Raw genomic sequence first — 14,674 nt, 5'->3', positions numbered from 1 at the left:
TCCCTGCGAAAGCCGGCCACGGCGCGTCAGGCTGAGAACATGCTGATCCTGTCCCAAGGCGATGTCCGGCGCGTTCTCGACGGTGCGGAGCAAGAAGTGCTGGCGGCCGTGCGCGCGGCTTATGTCCTGCACACCCAGGGCCGGTCCGCCGTTCCGCATTCGGTGTTCCTGCGGTTCCCCGGCGACGAGCGCAACCGGATCATCGCGCTGCCCGCGTACCTGGACACGCCCGAGGCGCCGGTCGCCGGCGTCAAGTGGGTGTCGTCGTTCCCCGGCAACGTCCGATCCGGGCTGGACCGGGCGTCCGCGGCGATCATCCTCAATTCGATGCGGACCGGCCATCCCGAGGTGTTCCTCGAAGGCGCGACCATTTCGGCGCGGCGCACCGCGGCGAGCGCGGCGGTCGCCGCCGCCACCCTCGGCGCGACCGGCGCCGGGGTGTCCCTCATCGGCTGCGGCGTGATCAACTTCGAGGTCTTGACCTTCCTGCGTGCCCTGTACGCCGGGCTGGATTCGGTCACCTTGTTCGACCTCGACCCCGCGCGGGCGAGCGCTTTCGCGGACCGGTGCACCACCCGCTGGCCGGAGATGAAGGTCGACGTCGCCACCGGAGTCGAGGACGCCCTCGCCGCACACCCGCTGGTGTGCCTGGCGACCAGCGCCACGGTCCCGCATCTGGACGTCTCGCGCTGTCGGCCGGGATCGTTGATCCTGCACTTGTCGCTGCGCGACCTCACCCCGGAGACGATCCTGGCGAGCACCAACGTCGTCGATGACGCCGACCACGTCTGCCGGGCCGCCACGTCACTGCATCTCGCGGAGCAGCGGGCGGGCAATCGCGACTTCATCGCCCACTCGCTCGGCGAACTCCTCCTCGACGGCGATCGCTACCGGCGAAACCCGGACACCCTCACCGTCTTCTCGCCCTTCGGCCTCGGCGCGCTGGACCTCGCCCTCGCGGATCTCGTCCACCGGCGTGCCCGCGAAAGCGGCCTGGGCACGCACGTTCCCGACTTCCTCGGTACCGGGGTACTCGACGGATAGACCGTTGTCCCGGCGGCCACACCACTGAATCGGGTGGCGTGCCTGGCCCGAGATATCGGGGGGTTCGGGGTGTACCGGTGGGGTGATGGCTCCCTTGGCGGCCTTTCAACTCAGGTTCCCGAACTCATGAACGACACCCAAGTAGATCAAGGTGCTGGACCTGCGGAAACGCGGGTCCAGCATCACTGTCGTGGCGGTCCTGCTGGACCACAACCTGTCGGCATCGCGGTACGCGACCGAGGAGCGGCAGGATTGCACCGAGGCATTGCGCCTGCTGTCGACGGGGCGGGCGAACCTGCTGTGGACGTGGGAGAACTCGCGGGCTCAGCGCAATCTGTCGATATTCGCCCGGCTGCGGGAGATCCTGGAGAAGGTCGGCGGCTACTGGGCCTATGACATGAACGATCCGGACGACCGGATCGACACCGCCGAGGACGCCGTGGACGCAGAGCGGGAGTCGGAGAAGATCCGCAGGCGGACGCCGAGGTGTCGAGGCTCGCGCGCTGGAAGGGCTGTGGGCTGGTCCGCTGGGCTATGGCTACCAGATCGTCTATGACCAGCGGACGGGTGAGGCGTATCGCGAGGTGGATCCGGAGACGGTGCCGTTCGTGGAGGCGATCGTGGATCGGCTGATCGAGGAACCGAACGCGTCCGTGCTGGTGCGGGAGCTGATCGAGGCGGGTGTGCCGTGCGCTCACGGTCATGCGTGGCGTACGGATCACGTGAAGAAGTTGCAGCGCCTGTCGAAGGACGAGCCCGGCTGGGCGAAGTTCATCGACGTGCTATCCACCGAGCAGCAAGAGGCGGCGTATGAGGCGCTGGTGCGAATGCGGGAAGACACTCCGTCGCAGGTCGCGCAGCAGCTGAACCGGGAACAGTGGGTGCATTCCTTGCTCGGGAGTGGAATGTGTCCAAGGTCGGCAACATCGCGCTCGGCCCCGTGATCGCCGGGTTGCGGGTGTTCCGCAAAAAGATCGTCGGCAAGGGAGTCTGGTAGCCGATCATCAGCGATCGGAAACTCGCGCTGATCGTGGCCCGGCTCGGCGATCCGAAGGGGGCGGCCCTCACCGCGAAAGGATAGGACTCATCCTAGCTGAACAGGCTCTCAGGCCGAGAGGCGTCTGCAACATGGTGTGCTTGACGCCTTACAAAGAGCTACCGTCACGTATGGCCCATAGTCACGATCCGGGCGATACCGGATCGCGCAACCTTGTCGGACGAGTTGATCGCGAACAAGGGGCGGAGTGGTCGCATGGGCAGTGAGCTAAGCGCTCTCGCTCAGTATCTCGGCACCCTCGGAAAAGCAGTCGAGACCACCAAGCAGGCAGTGACCGCGCTGGCCGCGACGGCTGAGACGCACGCTGAGATAGCAGTTGAGCTGAGGCAGGTCACCGATGGTTCAGCTATCTCTGAATTGCCTAGGATTACGTCGAGATTGAGTCACAGATTCGCACCATGGTCCGGCACCTTGAACAGCAGGTTGCCAGCGTTCAGGGCTACATCGCAGAGATGAACAGGCCTAGGTCCAACCCGCCGTCTCCTTCCGCGGGGGCGCAGCCCGCAACTCATAGACGGAAAGCAGGCTCGCCGGGGCGCTTGACAAACGAGAACGTCGAGCGGTTGAGACGGCAGCTCCCCGACCCCATTGAGCCCGATGATCGCGGCCGCAAGACTCATGGGCGGTGGGTTGGCCCGGATGGCACGGTGCGCGAGACGATCAGCGGGCGCGACGAGGACGCTTCCCTCGCCATGAAGCAACTTCAGGAAAAGGGGATTCCGCGGAAGCCGTTGAGGACGTCGGACGTCGAGATGAAGCTCGCCGCGAGGATGGCTCACGAGGGCATCACCGAGGCGACGGTGGTGATCAATAATGTCCCGTGCGAAGGCCTCTTGAGCTGTGACACCCTGGTCCCCATCTTGCTGCCGGACGGGTCCGCGCTCACGGTCCATGGTGTCGAGCCGGACGGCACGCCATATGTCAAGCGTTATGAGGGAGGAGCCCGCCCGTGGTGGCACTAGTGGCCTGGTTCGATCGTGAAGCACCCGGACCTACGCAGGTCGAGACCGCCGCAGATCTAGACGCGGTTCTTGACGTCCTAGCAGCAACGCGGCGCCCCAACCTCGTTGAGCTGACCGTGGCTGGCGACCCAGGGCGCGCCGTGCTCAACGTCGGGCTGGACGGTGCCCGCGGACGGGGTGTTCTCTACTGCTCCGGTGCCACCGATCCCTCAGTCGATGCGTACTACTCGCGCGGCGCCAAGTCGGACGACGCCGAAACGATCTACTACTACATGGGCTCGGACACCGAGTTCCCGGAGGACGCCGAACTGCCGATTTCCGAGGTCAGGAAGGCCGCTCACCAGTTCCTGTCCACGGGCGGCGAGCGGCCGGACGGCATCGACTGGCAAGCGGACGACTTCTGACGAGTGCATGCCTCCTGTGGCATGCACGCGCCATACCTCGTTGCGCTTCTGCAGCCTCTGACCTGCACAAACAGTCTTAATCTTTTCACTGCACCAGTTGAAACTCGACTTTCGCTGTGTTCGATGTGGTGAAGGAAGCCATCGGCTCGGAATCCACGAACGCCGGTCCTGAGCCGGATCGTGGGAAGGCACGCTCCCGCGTCCGGGCGCGACACGTTCGCCCTTCGGCTCCTTGGGAAGGCCGCCGGGACATCGCTTTTCTTTCCGTCGTGAGGAAGATCGATCCGTCGGTGACGGCTGTTAGGGTCCGAGCCATGCGGGTGTGGTGGTGTGGCCTGGTCGTGGGCGCGGGCATGGTGCTCGGCGCGTGCGCCGGAGGCGGATCGGGGACTGGCCAAGTGGTGCCCGCGACAAGCCCGAAGATCCCGAAGACGGTGGCGACAGGCCCCGTGAAGACCTTGCCGTCGTCACCGCCGGAAACCCCGGTGACCACCACGGCCCAGCCGACGCCCGAGACGACGCGGACCACGACTCGTCGCACCACGACGACCGCGAAGCGGCCGACAGCCCCGCACCGCACTCCCACCCGGAGACGCTGAACACGGAAAGCGGCCCGCACTCGCCTGCGCTGTGCAGGCGGGAGCAAGTCCGGCGTGCTGTCCCCGAGTCGCTGGACGATAGCGACGAGCGAGAGCAGGAAATCTTCGGCGATACCCGCCATGCGGCGATCGGGCGTGCGGTGCTTGACCGCTTGTGGCCGTGAGTGGCAATGAGCGTTCTATCGAGAGGTAAGCAGACTTGGCGTGCTGAAGTCGGAGGCAGGCGCGAAATCGCCGAAGGGCCTGGCGTGGCTTCAACAGCCAGCCACACGAACCGACGGACCGGGTCGCGACGTGGAACGGCGAGCACGCCCCGTCCTGTCTCGAACCGCCGTGACCGCACGAATCGAGGCGGCACGATGACCTCCGTACTCACCGGACCGACCGCGCGGCAGGTGACCCTGCGGCCGTCGACGGCCGGGGACGGCCGCCGTGCACGATCTCGTCCGCCGTTCCGGGCGGCTCGACGTCGACACGCGGTACGCGTATCTGATCTGGTGCCGCGATTTCGCGTCGACGTCCCTGCTGGCCGAGCACGACGGCGCGATCCTCGGCTTCGTCACCGGGTACCGGCCGCCGCGCTATCCGGCCATTTACTTCGCTTGGCAGTCGGCGATCAACCAGGACCGGCCGGTACCGGGCTCGCGTTCGCGATGATGGACGAGATCACCCGCCGCGTCCGCGCCCAAGGCGCGCGGACCTTCGAAACGACGGTCAACCCCGGCAACAGGGCCATCATCATGCTGATGCGGAAACCCGTCGCCCAATACGACGGGCAATCGGAGATCAGCGAATTGTTCGGCACCGGGGAACTCGGCGACGGACACGAAGTGGAGATGCTGTACCGATTCTCCATCGCGAAACCGCGGCAGGGCTGAGCCGATGCCGGATACCTGCTTCCGAGTGGCGTCGATCCGAGGGCCGCCGGACGGGTGATTGGAGCGGCCCATGATCGGGAACACGGACGGGCGAGGCGTGCGAAGAAATCCGGGAGAGGGAGGACGATGAGCGCGGGGACGCTGGCGGTGTTCATCGGCGTGGTCATGGTCGCCTACGTCGTTCCGGGCCCGGACTGGATGGTGATCCTGCGCTATGCGGCGCGGCGGCGCTCCAGCGGATTCGTCGCGGCGATCGGTGTCCAGTGCGGCCTGGCCGTGCACATGACGGCCGCGGCCCTCGGCGTTTCGACCGCTCTCCTCCACAGTTCCATCGCGTTCACCGTGCTCAAGCTCGTCGGAGCCGCGTACCTGGTCTACCTGGGGGCACAGGCACTCTGGAAGTCCTGGAAGAGTGAGCCGGCGAACGGGAAGCCCGCCGAGGAAGCGGACGAACCGGTGGCCGAACGCCCGTCGCGGATCTTCCGCCAGGCGTTCTTTTCCAACGTGCTCAACCCGAAAGCAGCCCTCTTCTTCGTGAGCGTGCTGCCCCAGTTCATCGACCGGGACGCCGCGGTGGCGCCCCAGGTGCTGTTGCTCGGCGGGTTGGACATCGCACTGGGGATCCTTTGGTGGGGACTGTTCGTGCTGCTCACGGCCCGGTTGTCGGGCCTGATGCGCCGCGGCGGCCCGCGCAAGGTGCTCGACCGGGTCACCGGGACGGCGCTCGTCGGCCTCGGCGGCGCGCTGGCGATCAGCAGCTGAATCGACTTTCGCCCGGCAGCGGTGTTCCGTGCTGCCGAAAAGACTTCATCGCGTTCGATAGAGGAACGAACATGTCGACCGAAGAAAAGGAAACCATCGTCGTCCCCGGCGGGCTCGGCTTCGTCGGCGGGCATCTGGTGCGGCATCTGCACGGCGCCGGGGCCCGGTTGGTCGTCGCCGCGCGATCGCCCTCGTGATCTCCGTGGGTCTGCTGGCGGGCTTCGTGGTGGTCGAGCGGCGGGCCACCGAGCCGCTGGTCCCGGCGCGTCTGGCCGGCGCCCTGCGGTTCGACGCCGCGCTCGCGGTGGCGTTCGCGCTGACCTTCGCCACCACGCCCGCCAGCGTGCTCTTCCAGCAGCAGCAAGGTTTGCCGGCCGGGACGACCGGATTCCTGATCGCCCCTTCAGCTTCGGTGTCGTCTGCGGGAGTTGGCTCGGCACTCGGTTGCTGGACCGGCTCAGTGCCCGAGCGGTCGCCTTCGGCTCGTTCGGCGCTGTCGTGGCGGCACTGGTGATCGGGCTGATCGCCCTGCGCGCCGGTTCGACGGCGGGATTCGCGGTGTCACTCGCGATCTCGGGAAGCGGTCTCGGCTCGGCCTCGGTGGCGGCGACGAACGCCGGGACGGCCGTGGTGGGGGAGACGGACCGCGGCATCGCGTCCGGCCTGCTCAACACCGCGCCGCAACTCGGCTCCGCGCTCGGCACGACGGTGATCGGCACCGTCGCGCTCGGCCACGACACCCCCGATCTGCCCGCGGGTATCTTCGTGGCACTGGGGGCCGCCGTCCTCGGCACGTTCGCGACCCTGGGGCTGAGCGGGCCACGAGTCACGGCTCAGCGCCACTGACCGGATACGCGGACGGCTCACCCCTTCACCGTGTGCTCGACGGCTCGAAGCGAAACGCCATGCTTTGTCGCGCGCAGCGGGGGAAGTGCCACCGTCGTCCCTGCCGGGGGGTCCGTGTGCTCGGCACGACGATCGCGGTGAGTCACGTCCGGTATCGGAGGTACCGCATCCCCAGGACTACCGCGGCACAGAACACCAGCCCGACGACGACCAGCACGCGTCGCGCGCCTTTCGGTTTCGAATCACGGACTTCCATCGACAGGCCATAGCCGAGCAACGCACCGAACACCACGCCGATGCTCCCGCCATCACCGGGTTCACCCAGCTCACTTCACCGTCTTTGTCGGAGCCGTACCCCACGCCCATCGCGCCGAAGAACACCGCCGCGGCAAGACTCATCACTCCGCCGTGGCTCGACACCCACCTTCGGCCTCGGTGTCGTCGTTCCGTCGGGGTCGCTTGCTCGTCCACCGGTCTCGACATGTGCACGTACTTCCCGAGCCGGCCCGCCACCAAACCGGGCAGTGCACTCGGATGTCCTGCGTGTCGGCCTCGAACGGCTGGAGGATCTGCCGGGTCGAAGCTTTCTCGGCACCACGGAGAATCCGGGACGAGACACGGCTCCACAGCGACCGGGGCGCGAGTCGACGGGGCGCTCGGTTGCGAAGTCCTCCGCCGGACGTGCTGCGACCATGCGGGGGCTATGGCGAAGGTGACCTCGCTCATCCACCGAAGAGGTCGCCGATCACGTCTCGCGCGGGAAGGGTCGGCGATTTTTGCTCGATTCGACGTTCTCGGCGGAATCACGACAGGATGACACACGATCAGGGTTCAGAACTCACGCAAACCTCAGCGCCAGAAAGCCTGTCACCCAGAGTGAAAGGCTTTCGCCATTCGTTCACTGGGCGGGCGCGTCTCGGCACCGCTCCGCGACAGGGACCGACAGTGGGTTTCCCTCGGCCGCGTATGAAACCGTGTCTGCCGGGTATCCGGTCGGTTCGACGAGCAAAGGAGCCATCGTGGCGAACTCCGAGACCGGCGAAGTCACCGGCACCAAGGACAAGCACTACAACCTCATCTGGTTCACCGAAGCCTGTCTGTCCAACGCTCTGCGCATGGAGACGTATGCGAAGGACGCCGAGCGCGACGGAGACGAAGAATTGGCCGACTTCTTCAACCGTGCCCAGGCGGAGAGCCGCAAAGGCGCCGAGCAAGGCAAGCGGCTGCTGGCGAACCGCCTGTCCCGGTAACGGGCCGGAGTCGGAAGCGAGCCGATTCCGCCTCCGCCGGGTTTACCGATGATCATCCAGGGAAACCCAGGCTCATGGTGAGCGTCGGATACTTTCTCTCGTGCGAAGAGTTCGGCCCGCGCGAATTGGTCGAGCAGGCTCGCAAGGCCGAAGCGGCCGGATTCGATCGGTTGTGGATCTCCGATCATTTCCACCCCTGGATCGAGGAGCAGGGGCAGAGCCCGTTCGTCTGGTCGGTCATCGGCGCGCTCAGCGAGGTGACGTCGTTGCCGATCACGACGGCGGTCACTTGTCCGCTCATCCGCACGCATCCGGTCGTCGTCGCCCAGGCGGCGGCCACGGCGGCAGTGCAGTGTCGCGGCGGGTTCACCCTGGGAGTCGGCACCGGCGAAGCGCTGAACGAGCACGTCACAGGGGAGCAGTGGCCGCCTCCGCCCGTCCGGCTCGAGATGCTGGAAGAAGCGATCGAGATCATTCGTGCCCTGCATTCGGGTGAGGTGGTCAGTCACCGGGGCACGCACTACACGGTCGACCACGCACGCGTCTACACCCTGCCCGAGCGTCCGGTGCCGATCTTCGTGTCGGGGTTCGGGCCCGCCGCCACCAAACTCGCCGCACGGGCCGGGGACGGGTTCTGCACGGTCTCCCCAGATGCCGAGTTGGTCGATCTCTACCGGCGAGAAGGTGGAGGTGGCCGCCTCGTGCAGGGTGGAATGAAGGTCTGCTGGGCGGACTCCGAAGCGGCCGGGGTCCGCACCGCGCATCAACGGTGGCGCAACGAACTGCTTCCGGGCAAGCTGCCGTCGACACTTCCGAATCCGGCCGACTTCACCGCCGCGGCGGAGCTGGTGACCGAGGAGATGGTGCGTGACCAGTTCGCTTGCGGCCCGGACCCGCAGGCACATCTGGACAAGGTGCAGGCGTTCGTCGACGCGGGTTTCGACGAGGTGTACGTCCAGCAGATCGGGCCCGATCAGGACGCCTTCTTCGACGGCTGGAAAGCGGACGTACTTCCGCGCCTGTCCCGCGGCGCGTGACTCGACAGGAGCAGCCGAGAAGAACGCGGTAGGTCACGTGTGACTCTTTGGACCTCGCACGCCGGCGGCTCGGCTGCCTCGGCGGCCACATCCTGGGTGACAAGACTCGGCGCGTAAGCGAAGAAACTTCGCGTAAGCGCTTGACGCTTGCGGATCGTGAAATCAGCGGATCGTGCGTCGGCGCACCGATGACTCGAACCTGGGCTCGACCAGAGGTGAAGTCGATAAGTCCGCACCGGGGCCCACTTTCACCTGTCCGTGAACACCTCGGGGCTGCTTTCCAGGGGTCACGGCAAGGGATGTTCGCTCTCTCGGGTACGCCGGGCGGAAACCCGTGGGTTCGAGATGCCTCGCCCGGTATACCGGTTTACGTTCGTTTCCAGTGAAGCAGGCTTCGTGACACGATCAGGAGGACAATACCCGGCATCGAAGGTCGGTTCGTGTGAGCCCCCTGCAGAACGAAGGCGGCACTCGATCAGGGGGCTGATAGCGGCTGGATCTGGTTGCTGATGCGGCCTCGATCATTGTCGTGGACTGACGCAATATGGGTGCGATCAAACGGCGAACCTGGTCCAGGGCGATAACGGTGACGTATTCCCACTTCCGCAGGGGGAGGGAAGGCGGAACACCATCGACCGGGTATGGGTGAAACTGCCGTCTTCGGATGGTTCAGTGGGAAAGTGCTGTGCGAACCGACATGCGTCGCTCGTTGGTGGCGACCGGCATGGCCTGTCTGTCCAGATCGGTGCGCCTCCGTCAAGGAATGAACGGCGCCCTGGAGAGGAATGCACGTGACCGGTCGTCACGTCTGCCGGTTCGCCGCGGCGATGCCTCTTTCTTCGTGGGAATACGCCCCGAAAGTGCTCTCGGGTAGTGCCGACAGCACGTTTCGGATTGCCGGTCCCCTTGTCTTGGCCGACACTGGGCGCATGGAAAGTATGCTGTCCGAAGCCGACGAAACAACGGAGTCCGACGTCCGATTCCCGATCGTCCTGCGTGGCTACGATCGCCGCCAGGTGGACGAGTACGTGCGGGCGACGGAGAAACGCGTGGACCGGCAGGAGAAGGCGCGGAGGGCGGCGGAGCGCAGGCTCGCGAAAGCCCAGGTTCCCGCGCCTCGAACCGCGCAAACGGACCAGGCCAACGGTTTGGGGAGGCGAATCGAAAAGATTCTCGCGGTCGCCAAGACCGAAGCCCTGGAGATCAAGGAACAGGCTCGCAAGGAAAGCGACGTACTGCTGGCGGCAGCCGAGAAAACGGCCGCCGAGGCGGAAAAGACCCGCGAGGCGATCGAACGGGCCGCTCGTCGCGAGGCGCAGCTCATTCTCTCCCGCGCGGAAGAGGAAGCCGATGCCATCCGCACGGTCAATCGGGCTGTGCTGACCGAACTCGGCCAAATCGCCCACGCTGTCGAAGAATTGCGCCACCGCTTCGATGGTGAAGCCAAGCCCGAAGATTCAGTCGAGGACAAGTCCGGGACTTCGCCGACCGGCGCGACAATCAGCGGATGATGGTGGATCTGGTACTCGCCAGAGCTACCGCGAGTCGTCGAAACCACCGGAGCCTCGCTGTTCTGTTCTTCCGGGGGAGCCGGTAGAAGTCCGCGTGGGCTCCGGAGAGCGCGGAAGGACGCTTGCGAGATTGGTTGACATGGCCTCGGATCGGAGCCGTCGGTCCGCCGCGAGCCCGCACCATTCGAATCGGCGGTGATGCCGGCGAACGCGGTGGACGAAATAGTGGTGACTCGGCAAGGTTTCGACAGCCCAGTCAGAAGAGGCCTTGAAGAAGAGTCAAGCGTGTCGTGTTCGCGGGTGTGCCGGCGGTGGGGCGAGGGAGCATCCAGCGCGGAGTTCATGATCGGGCTGGTGAAGTGGGACTGTGTGGATTGTGGTAGATCTGACGTCCCGCAATCCACGCAGTCACCAGTCCTGAGCAAATTCGTGGGAGGGCGACGATCCCGGGCCCGGACACGACACGTTTGACTCTCTTCGACAAGACAAGATTCTGTCGGAAGCTGGAGGTCTGCTGCGCCGGAGTGCGGAAGTGGTGAAGGCATACAGATTCCATGGTCCCCATTTGGTGAACGCCGCCCGCGGGGTAGGCGGACCTCCCCGAACTTGCCCGGATTCCGTCGCTCCGCGAGGAATCGACGGCGTCCAAGCCGAGACGAAAACGGTGCCTGACCGCTTCGCGGGGTGGTCCTGATCAATTGCCGGACGACTTGCGGCCCTGCACGCGGCGGGCGACGGCGAGTGCGATCGGCGCCAGGAGCCAACACAGATACGCGCCGGTGTCCCCGGTCAGGAACGAGACCGGAATCGAAATCCCGAACACCGCGGCCAAGCAGATGCTGCGCAGCAGGCTTTGGGCGAACACCGCGGGTGGGCCGTCGGTCCGGTACAGGTGCTCGCGCCGGATCTCCCGGATGATCAGCGCGAACGACGCGGAGGCCAGAACCTGCACCATCGCGTACAGGCTGAACCGGAGCGGGAACGCTCCCTCGGCGGTGATCACCCGCGTCGCGAACGGCATCAGGACCTGCATGAACAGCCATCCCAGGGTGAGGCTGATCAGGCGGCCGCTCGACGAGCGGACATAGGGGAAGATCTCGTGGTGGGCGCGCCAGTGGGCGGCGATCACCACGAAACCGAGTGCGAAGGCGAGGTATTCCTTGCCGTGAGCCGAGATAGAACTCAGCATGGCGTCGGTGGTGTCGCCGTGGGGGACGGGGAGATCCAGCGCCAGCAAGGTGAGCGCGATCGCGATCACCGCGTCGGCGAAGACGGTGAGCCGCTCGGCGGCGGCCTTTTCGATCGTGTGGTCCGGCTGGGTCGTCATGGTGAGGAACAGTTCCCGCGTTCTCAGGCGGTGATTTCCGCGGCCGGTCGTGAGGCGGGCGCGAGCCGCCGTGCTCGCACGGCCAGGATGATCATGACCGCCGGGATCAGGAGGTCGGTGACGAGGACTCCGCCGGTGTTGCCGGGGGAGTGGTCACCGCCCGCGAACCATTGGTAGACGTGCCCGATCACGGCTCCCCAGAGGAACATCGCGCCGCCGAGGCCGATGGTGAGCAGCTCGCGCGCGGACGCCGAGGCGGCCCGGAAACCCAGGACGGCCAGCGCGAGGTTGGCGAAGGCGATCTCGAACATGAACGGCGTCCGGTCGAACCCGATCGCCGTGGCCATGACGTCCGGGAAGGCCAGGAAAGCGACCGTCATCCACAGGCTGCCGCAGCCGAAGGCGCCGATGGCCCACCAGCGCTGCCAGATGTCGAGCCGTTCCCGAGGTGACGTCGCGTGGCGGGCCCGGAGGAAGGCCCCAACGGCGGGAACGATGATCCAGACCAGCGGGAAGGCGGATTGGGCGAAGTAAGAGAATTTGTCCATGCAGTCAGTCTTACCTAGTTAATATTAACTAGTCAACACTCTGGTATGGTGAGGTCGTGGATGACGGACTCGCAGACCTGCTGCACCGCGTGGTCATGCTGATGGGTGAAGCGACCCGGCGGCGCGCCGATGACCTCGACGGGTTGACCTACAGTCAAATACGGCTTCTGGGCACTCTCGAGGAAATCGAGCCGACGACGCAACATCGGCTCGCCCAGGCGCTGTCGATCTCCGATCCGGCGATCAGCCGGGCTTTGCGGCCGCTCGAAGCGGACGGTCTGGTGCGGATCACCATCGACCCGGACCACGCGCGGCGTAGGCTGGTCCAGCTCACCGAACTCGGCCGGAAAGCCTTCCATACCGCGGGTAAACCGCTCTACGACGAATTCCGCGAGGCGCTCGTCGCGGCCGGCTTCCCCTATGAGCGCTACCTCGAAGACACCTTCCGGCTGGCCGAAATCCTCGCGGGTGACTAGTTTCCGCCTCGGCTGCCGGGAAACAGGCTCGGGCAATCACCGGCGCTGTGTTCACCGCTCGAAGTACAGCTGCGCCGGTACCAGTGCCCATACGACTTTCCCGGATCCTTCGGGTGACACACCCCAGTCGAGCGACAGGTGGGTGACAAGACGAAGCCCGTGACCGGAGCGGGATGCTTCGTCGGTACTCGCCGTCATCCACTCCACGTCGGGGTCGCTGTCGGTGACTTCGATCAGCATGTCGTCGGTTTTCCGAATGATGCGGAGTTCGCCGGGGGTGGCGGTGTGCCGGTAGGCGTTGGAGACCAGTTCGTCGACCACCGACAGGATCGCGCCGAGCGGTTCGTTCCCGGCGCGACCGAAAGCAAGGCAGTTCGCCACCGTGGAGTGCACCCGCCGTTGTTCGGGGCGTTTCGACAGGCGGAGGTTGACCTCCGCCGCCCGGGAGACTCGCTGAGTAAGTTGATCGACTTCGAAGTCGATGTCCACCGGGAAAGACGAATCGACCCCGTCGTCCGCCGAGTCCGGATTTTTGCTCATTCTCGTACCCCCCCCGTCGACGGTGGTCACGTGGTGTTCGAGACAGCGGAGAGCGTGGACGGGGCAGGATCGCGATGTCACTCGTTCGGCCGGTGGTCTGCCTGTGTCGATGTCGGATGGGCAGGCGGACGGCCCTGCCCGTGTCGGCCGGGGCGCACCGGCACAGCCGACGAAACCCGACTTCTCCACTGCCGAGGGGGAGGGACACCACCTACGTCTGGGCCGAAGAGACCCCGGCCGTACATGACGACGGTCGCGATCGGCAAAGGGGATTTCGAGCGGACGAAGCCGTCCGACGGCACCCCCGGTCGTCAACGCCTACGCTCCCGGCACCCCCGCGGCGATGAAGCAAGCTCGACCGAGCCCGCCTGCGTGACGTGCCAGGTCAGGATGCGGCCGGCGGAAGGTCCATGATGCCGGTGGCTTGCGACCAGACACAACGCCACGTGCCGCCGGCATCGGTGTAGACGTCGGTGTGCCAGGCCTCGTGCCGCGGGATGTCCGCGCCGTCGACGGTGAGTTCGATGACGCACCGGTAGCGGAGGACGACGACGTCGGTGCCGACGATGGCGTCCACGTCGCCGATCAGCCGCAGTTCCCGGTAGGCGACGCGCCCGGTGGTGAGGAGGTCCAGGTATTCGGCCTTCGTCCACACGGTGCCGGTCGGAGTGCACAAGCGGTACTCCGCGGCGTGCAAGCGGTCGTAGGTGCCGCGATCCACGTCGAGGAGACACTGGATCCGATCCTGTTCGGCCTTGATCACTTGGCCGGCCACATCGTCGGTCATACCCGATCCTGTTCACTCGTGCGGTTCTGGTCGGCGACACATGCGCCTACCACCAGTTCAGACGGCGTAGAGGTGGTTTCTCGCTGACGTCCTCTGCGGCCGGTGTCGAGCCCTTGAGCATGGCCGTCGGCTCCACGTTATCGGGGATCAGGAGAGTACGTCACGGCCCGCTGCTCGCCGAAGAGTTGTCAGGTGAACTGGTCTCCTTTTGTAGAAATACTGCATCTTCGACGACATCGTGGGCGTGGTTCAGGCACGAAGGGCCCGTGCTCCAGTCCGGTGCGAAGCCCCGTACGTGTTCGTCGACGACGTGCGGTCGCGTGCAGGTGTCCTGTCTCAGAAGGTCGTGGCTCGGAGGTAGGTCAGGACGGCGAGCACCCGCCGGTTGGTGTCCTCGGCCGGTGGCAGGTCGAGCTTGGCCAGGATGTCGCGTACGTGCTGATTCTGCTGAGCCGGCTGCAGGTGCGCAGCGGCAGTGTCTGGACGGCGAGCCTCGCCCACGCCGGGAACAACATGGTGCTGGCCCTGCTGGTCGGCTTCCTGCCGGCGGAGGTGAACGTCACGGCCGTCACGGTGCTCACGACGATTCCGCTGGCGGTGCCCGTGGCCTGGGTGCTGGCCACCGGAAGGTTGCGACAGTGAACAG

Annotated in this window: 22 protein-coding genes; 17 read left to right on the top strand and 5 right to left on the bottom strand. The window is 66.0% G+C overall.

Translation table 11 applies throughout. The annotated features are described in order from the left end of the window. Positions 1–39 precede the first annotated feature (39 nt). From sbnB to P3102_RS22345, 12 genes are all read left to right on the top strand, one after another. Entirely contained in the window at positions 40–1,044 is a 1,005-nt protein-coding gene (gene sbnB / locus P3102_RS22400) for a 2,3-diaminopropionate biosynthesis protein SbnB (protein ID WP_276361473.1), read from the top strand. Between the two features lie 190 nt (positions 1,045–1,234). Beyond that, entirely contained in the window at positions 1,235–1,600 is a 366-nt protein-coding gene (locus P3102_RS22395; protein WP_276361472.1) for a hypothetical protein, read from the top strand. 52 nt (positions 1,601–1,652) lie between these two features. Continuing rightward, positions 1,653–1,988: a hypothetical protein gene (locus P3102_RS22390; RefSeq protein ID WP_276361470.1), complete on the top strand. Its 336-nt coding sequence runs from the start codon at positions 1,653–1,655 to the stop codon at positions 1,986–1,988. 511 nt (positions 1,989–2,499) lie between these two features. Continuing rightward, complete coding sequence (locus P3102_RS22385) at positions 2,500–3,063, top strand: DddA-like double-stranded DNA deaminase toxin (RefSeq protein WP_346660140.1); 564 nt, start codon at positions 2,500–2,502, stop codon at positions 3,061–3,063. Next, positions 3,051–3,467 (top strand): Imm1 family immunity protein, encoded by a 417-nt coding sequence (locus P3102_RS22380; protein WP_346660139.1) that lies wholly within the window; start codon positions 3,051–3,053, stop codon positions 3,465–3,467. Before P3102_RS22385 ends, P3102_RS22380 begins: the two co-directional genes overlap by 13 nt. 314 nt (positions 3,468–3,781) lie before the next feature. Further along, positions 3,782–4,066 carry a hypothetical protein gene (locus P3102_RS22375; RefSeq protein WP_276361467.1) on the top strand — a complete coding sequence of 95 codons (285 nt, stop codon included), beginning with the start codon at positions 3,782–3,784 and terminating at the stop codon, positions 4,064–4,066. Positions 4,067–4,498: 432 nt separating this feature from the next. Further along, positions 4,499–4,723 carry a hypothetical protein gene (locus tag P3102_RS22370; RefSeq protein WP_276361466.1) on the top strand — a complete coding sequence of 75 codons (225 nt, stop codon included), beginning with the start codon at positions 4,499–4,501 and terminating at the stop codon, positions 4,721–4,723. Then, positions 4,723–4,944 carry a hypothetical protein gene (locus P3102_RS22365; RefSeq protein ID WP_276361464.1) on the top strand — a complete coding sequence of 74 codons (222 nt, stop codon included), beginning with the start codon at positions 4,723–4,725 and terminating at the stop codon, positions 4,942–4,944. The genes P3102_RS22370 and P3102_RS22365 overlap by 1 nt, the downstream gene beginning before the upstream one ends. Before the next feature lie 126 nt (positions 4,945–5,070). Beyond that, entirely contained in the window at positions 5,071–5,706 is a 636-nt protein-coding gene (locus tag P3102_RS22360) for a LysE family translocator (protein WP_276361463.1), read from the top strand. Between the two features lie 71 nt (positions 5,707–5,777). After that, positions 5,778–5,903, top strand: coding sequence for a hypothetical protein (locus tag P3102_RS22355; RefSeq protein ID WP_276361461.1), 126 nt, complete (start codon positions 5,778–5,780; stop codon positions 5,901–5,903). Then, the gene (locus tag P3102_RS22350; RefSeq protein ID WP_276361460.1) at positions 5,900–6,220 is read left to right on the top strand and encodes a hypothetical protein; all 321 of its coding nucleotides are present in this window, start codon (positions 5,900–5,902) and stop codon (positions 6,218–6,220) included. The genes P3102_RS22355 and P3102_RS22350 overlap by 4 nt, the downstream gene beginning before the upstream one ends. Continuing rightward, the gene (locus P3102_RS22345; RefSeq protein WP_276361458.1) at positions 6,205–6,552 is read left to right on the top strand and encodes a hypothetical protein; all 348 of its coding nucleotides are present in this window, start codon (positions 6,205–6,207) and stop codon (positions 6,550–6,552) included. Before P3102_RS22350 ends, P3102_RS22345 begins: the two co-directional genes overlap by 16 nt. 142 nt (positions 6,553–6,694) lie before the next feature. On the opposite strand, the gene P3102_RS22340 is transcribed toward P3102_RS22345, so the two are convergent. Continuing rightward, entirely contained in the window at positions 6,695–6,844 is a 150-nt protein-coding gene (locus P3102_RS22340; RefSeq protein ID WP_276361457.1) for a hypothetical protein, read from the bottom strand. A 727-nt stretch (positions 6,845–7,571) separates the two neighbouring features. Between P3102_RS22340 and P3102_RS22335 the strand changes: the two genes are divergently transcribed. The 3 genes from P3102_RS22335 to P3102_RS22325 all read left to right on the top strand — a co-directional run bounded on the left by P3102_RS22335 (position 7,572) and on the right by P3102_RS22325 (position 10,350). Continuing rightward, complete coding sequence (locus tag P3102_RS22335; RefSeq protein ID WP_276361455.1) at positions 7,572–7,802, top strand: hypothetical protein; 231 nt, start codon at positions 7,572–7,574, stop codon at positions 7,800–7,802. 74 nt (positions 7,803–7,876) lie between these two features. Beyond that, positions 7,877–8,839, top strand: a complete 963-nt coding sequence (locus P3102_RS22330) for a TIGR03557 family F420-dependent LLM class oxidoreductase (RefSeq protein ID WP_276361453.1) — start codon at positions 7,877–7,879, stop codon at positions 8,837–8,839. Positions 8,840–9,630: 791 nt separating this feature from the next. Further along, positions 9,631–10,350 (top strand): DivIVA domain-containing protein, encoded by a 720-nt coding sequence (locus tag P3102_RS22325; RefSeq protein WP_276361452.1) that lies wholly within the window; start codon positions 9,631–9,633, stop codon positions 10,348–10,350. A 694-nt stretch (positions 10,351–11,044) separates the two neighbouring features. Here the strand turns inward: P3102_RS22325 and P3102_RS22320 are convergent. Together P3102_RS22320 and P3102_RS22315 are read right to left on the bottom strand one after the other, a co-directional pair. Beyond that, on the bottom strand, positions 11,045–11,677 hold the full coding sequence (locus P3102_RS22320) for a TMEM175 family protein (protein ID WP_276361450.1): 633 nt from the start codon (positions 11,675–11,677) through the stop codon (positions 11,045–11,047). 23 nt (positions 11,678–11,700) lie between these two features. Further along, positions 11,701–12,225 carry a DUF6790 family protein gene (locus P3102_RS22315; protein ID WP_276361449.1) on the bottom strand — a complete coding sequence of 175 codons (525 nt, stop codon included), beginning with the start codon at positions 12,223–12,225 and terminating at the stop codon, positions 11,701–11,703. A 56-nt stretch (positions 12,226–12,281) separates the two neighbouring features. On the opposite strand from P3102_RS22315, the gene P3102_RS22310 reads away from it, so the two are divergent. Next, positions 12,282–12,701, top strand: coding sequence for a MarR family transcriptional regulator (locus P3102_RS22310; RefSeq protein ID WP_276361447.1), 420 nt, complete (start codon positions 12,282–12,284; stop codon positions 12,699–12,701). Positions 12,702–12,752: 51 nt separating this feature from the next. On the opposite strand, the gene P3102_RS22305 is transcribed toward P3102_RS22310, so the two are convergent. Together P3102_RS22305 and P3102_RS22300 are read right to left on the bottom strand one after the other, a co-directional pair. Next, positions 12,753–13,271, bottom strand: coding sequence for an ATP-binding protein (locus P3102_RS22305; protein WP_276361446.1), 519 nt, complete (start codon positions 13,269–13,271; stop codon positions 12,753–12,755). Positions 13,272–13,626: 355 nt separating this feature from the next. Continuing rightward, positions 13,627–14,028: a nuclear transport factor 2 family protein gene (locus tag P3102_RS22300; protein WP_276361444.1), complete on the bottom strand. Its 402-nt coding sequence runs from the start codon at positions 14,026–14,028 to the stop codon at positions 13,627–13,629. 435 nt (positions 14,029–14,463) lie between these two features. On the opposite strand from P3102_RS22300, the gene P3102_RS22295 reads away from it, so the two are divergent. Continuing rightward, positions 14,464–14,670: a hypothetical protein gene (locus tag P3102_RS22295; protein WP_276361442.1), complete on the top strand. Its 207-nt coding sequence runs from the start codon at positions 14,464–14,466 to the stop codon at positions 14,668–14,670. Positions 14,671–14,674 lie beyond the last annotated feature (4 nt).

This window comes from Amycolatopsis sp. QT-25, from assembly GCF_029369745.1.
In the GTDB taxonomy this organism is placed as follows: Bacteria; Actinomycetota; Actinomycetes; order Mycobacteriales; family Pseudonocardiaceae; genus Amycolatopsis.
This window is presented reverse-complemented; position numbering and strand designations above follow the sequence as displayed.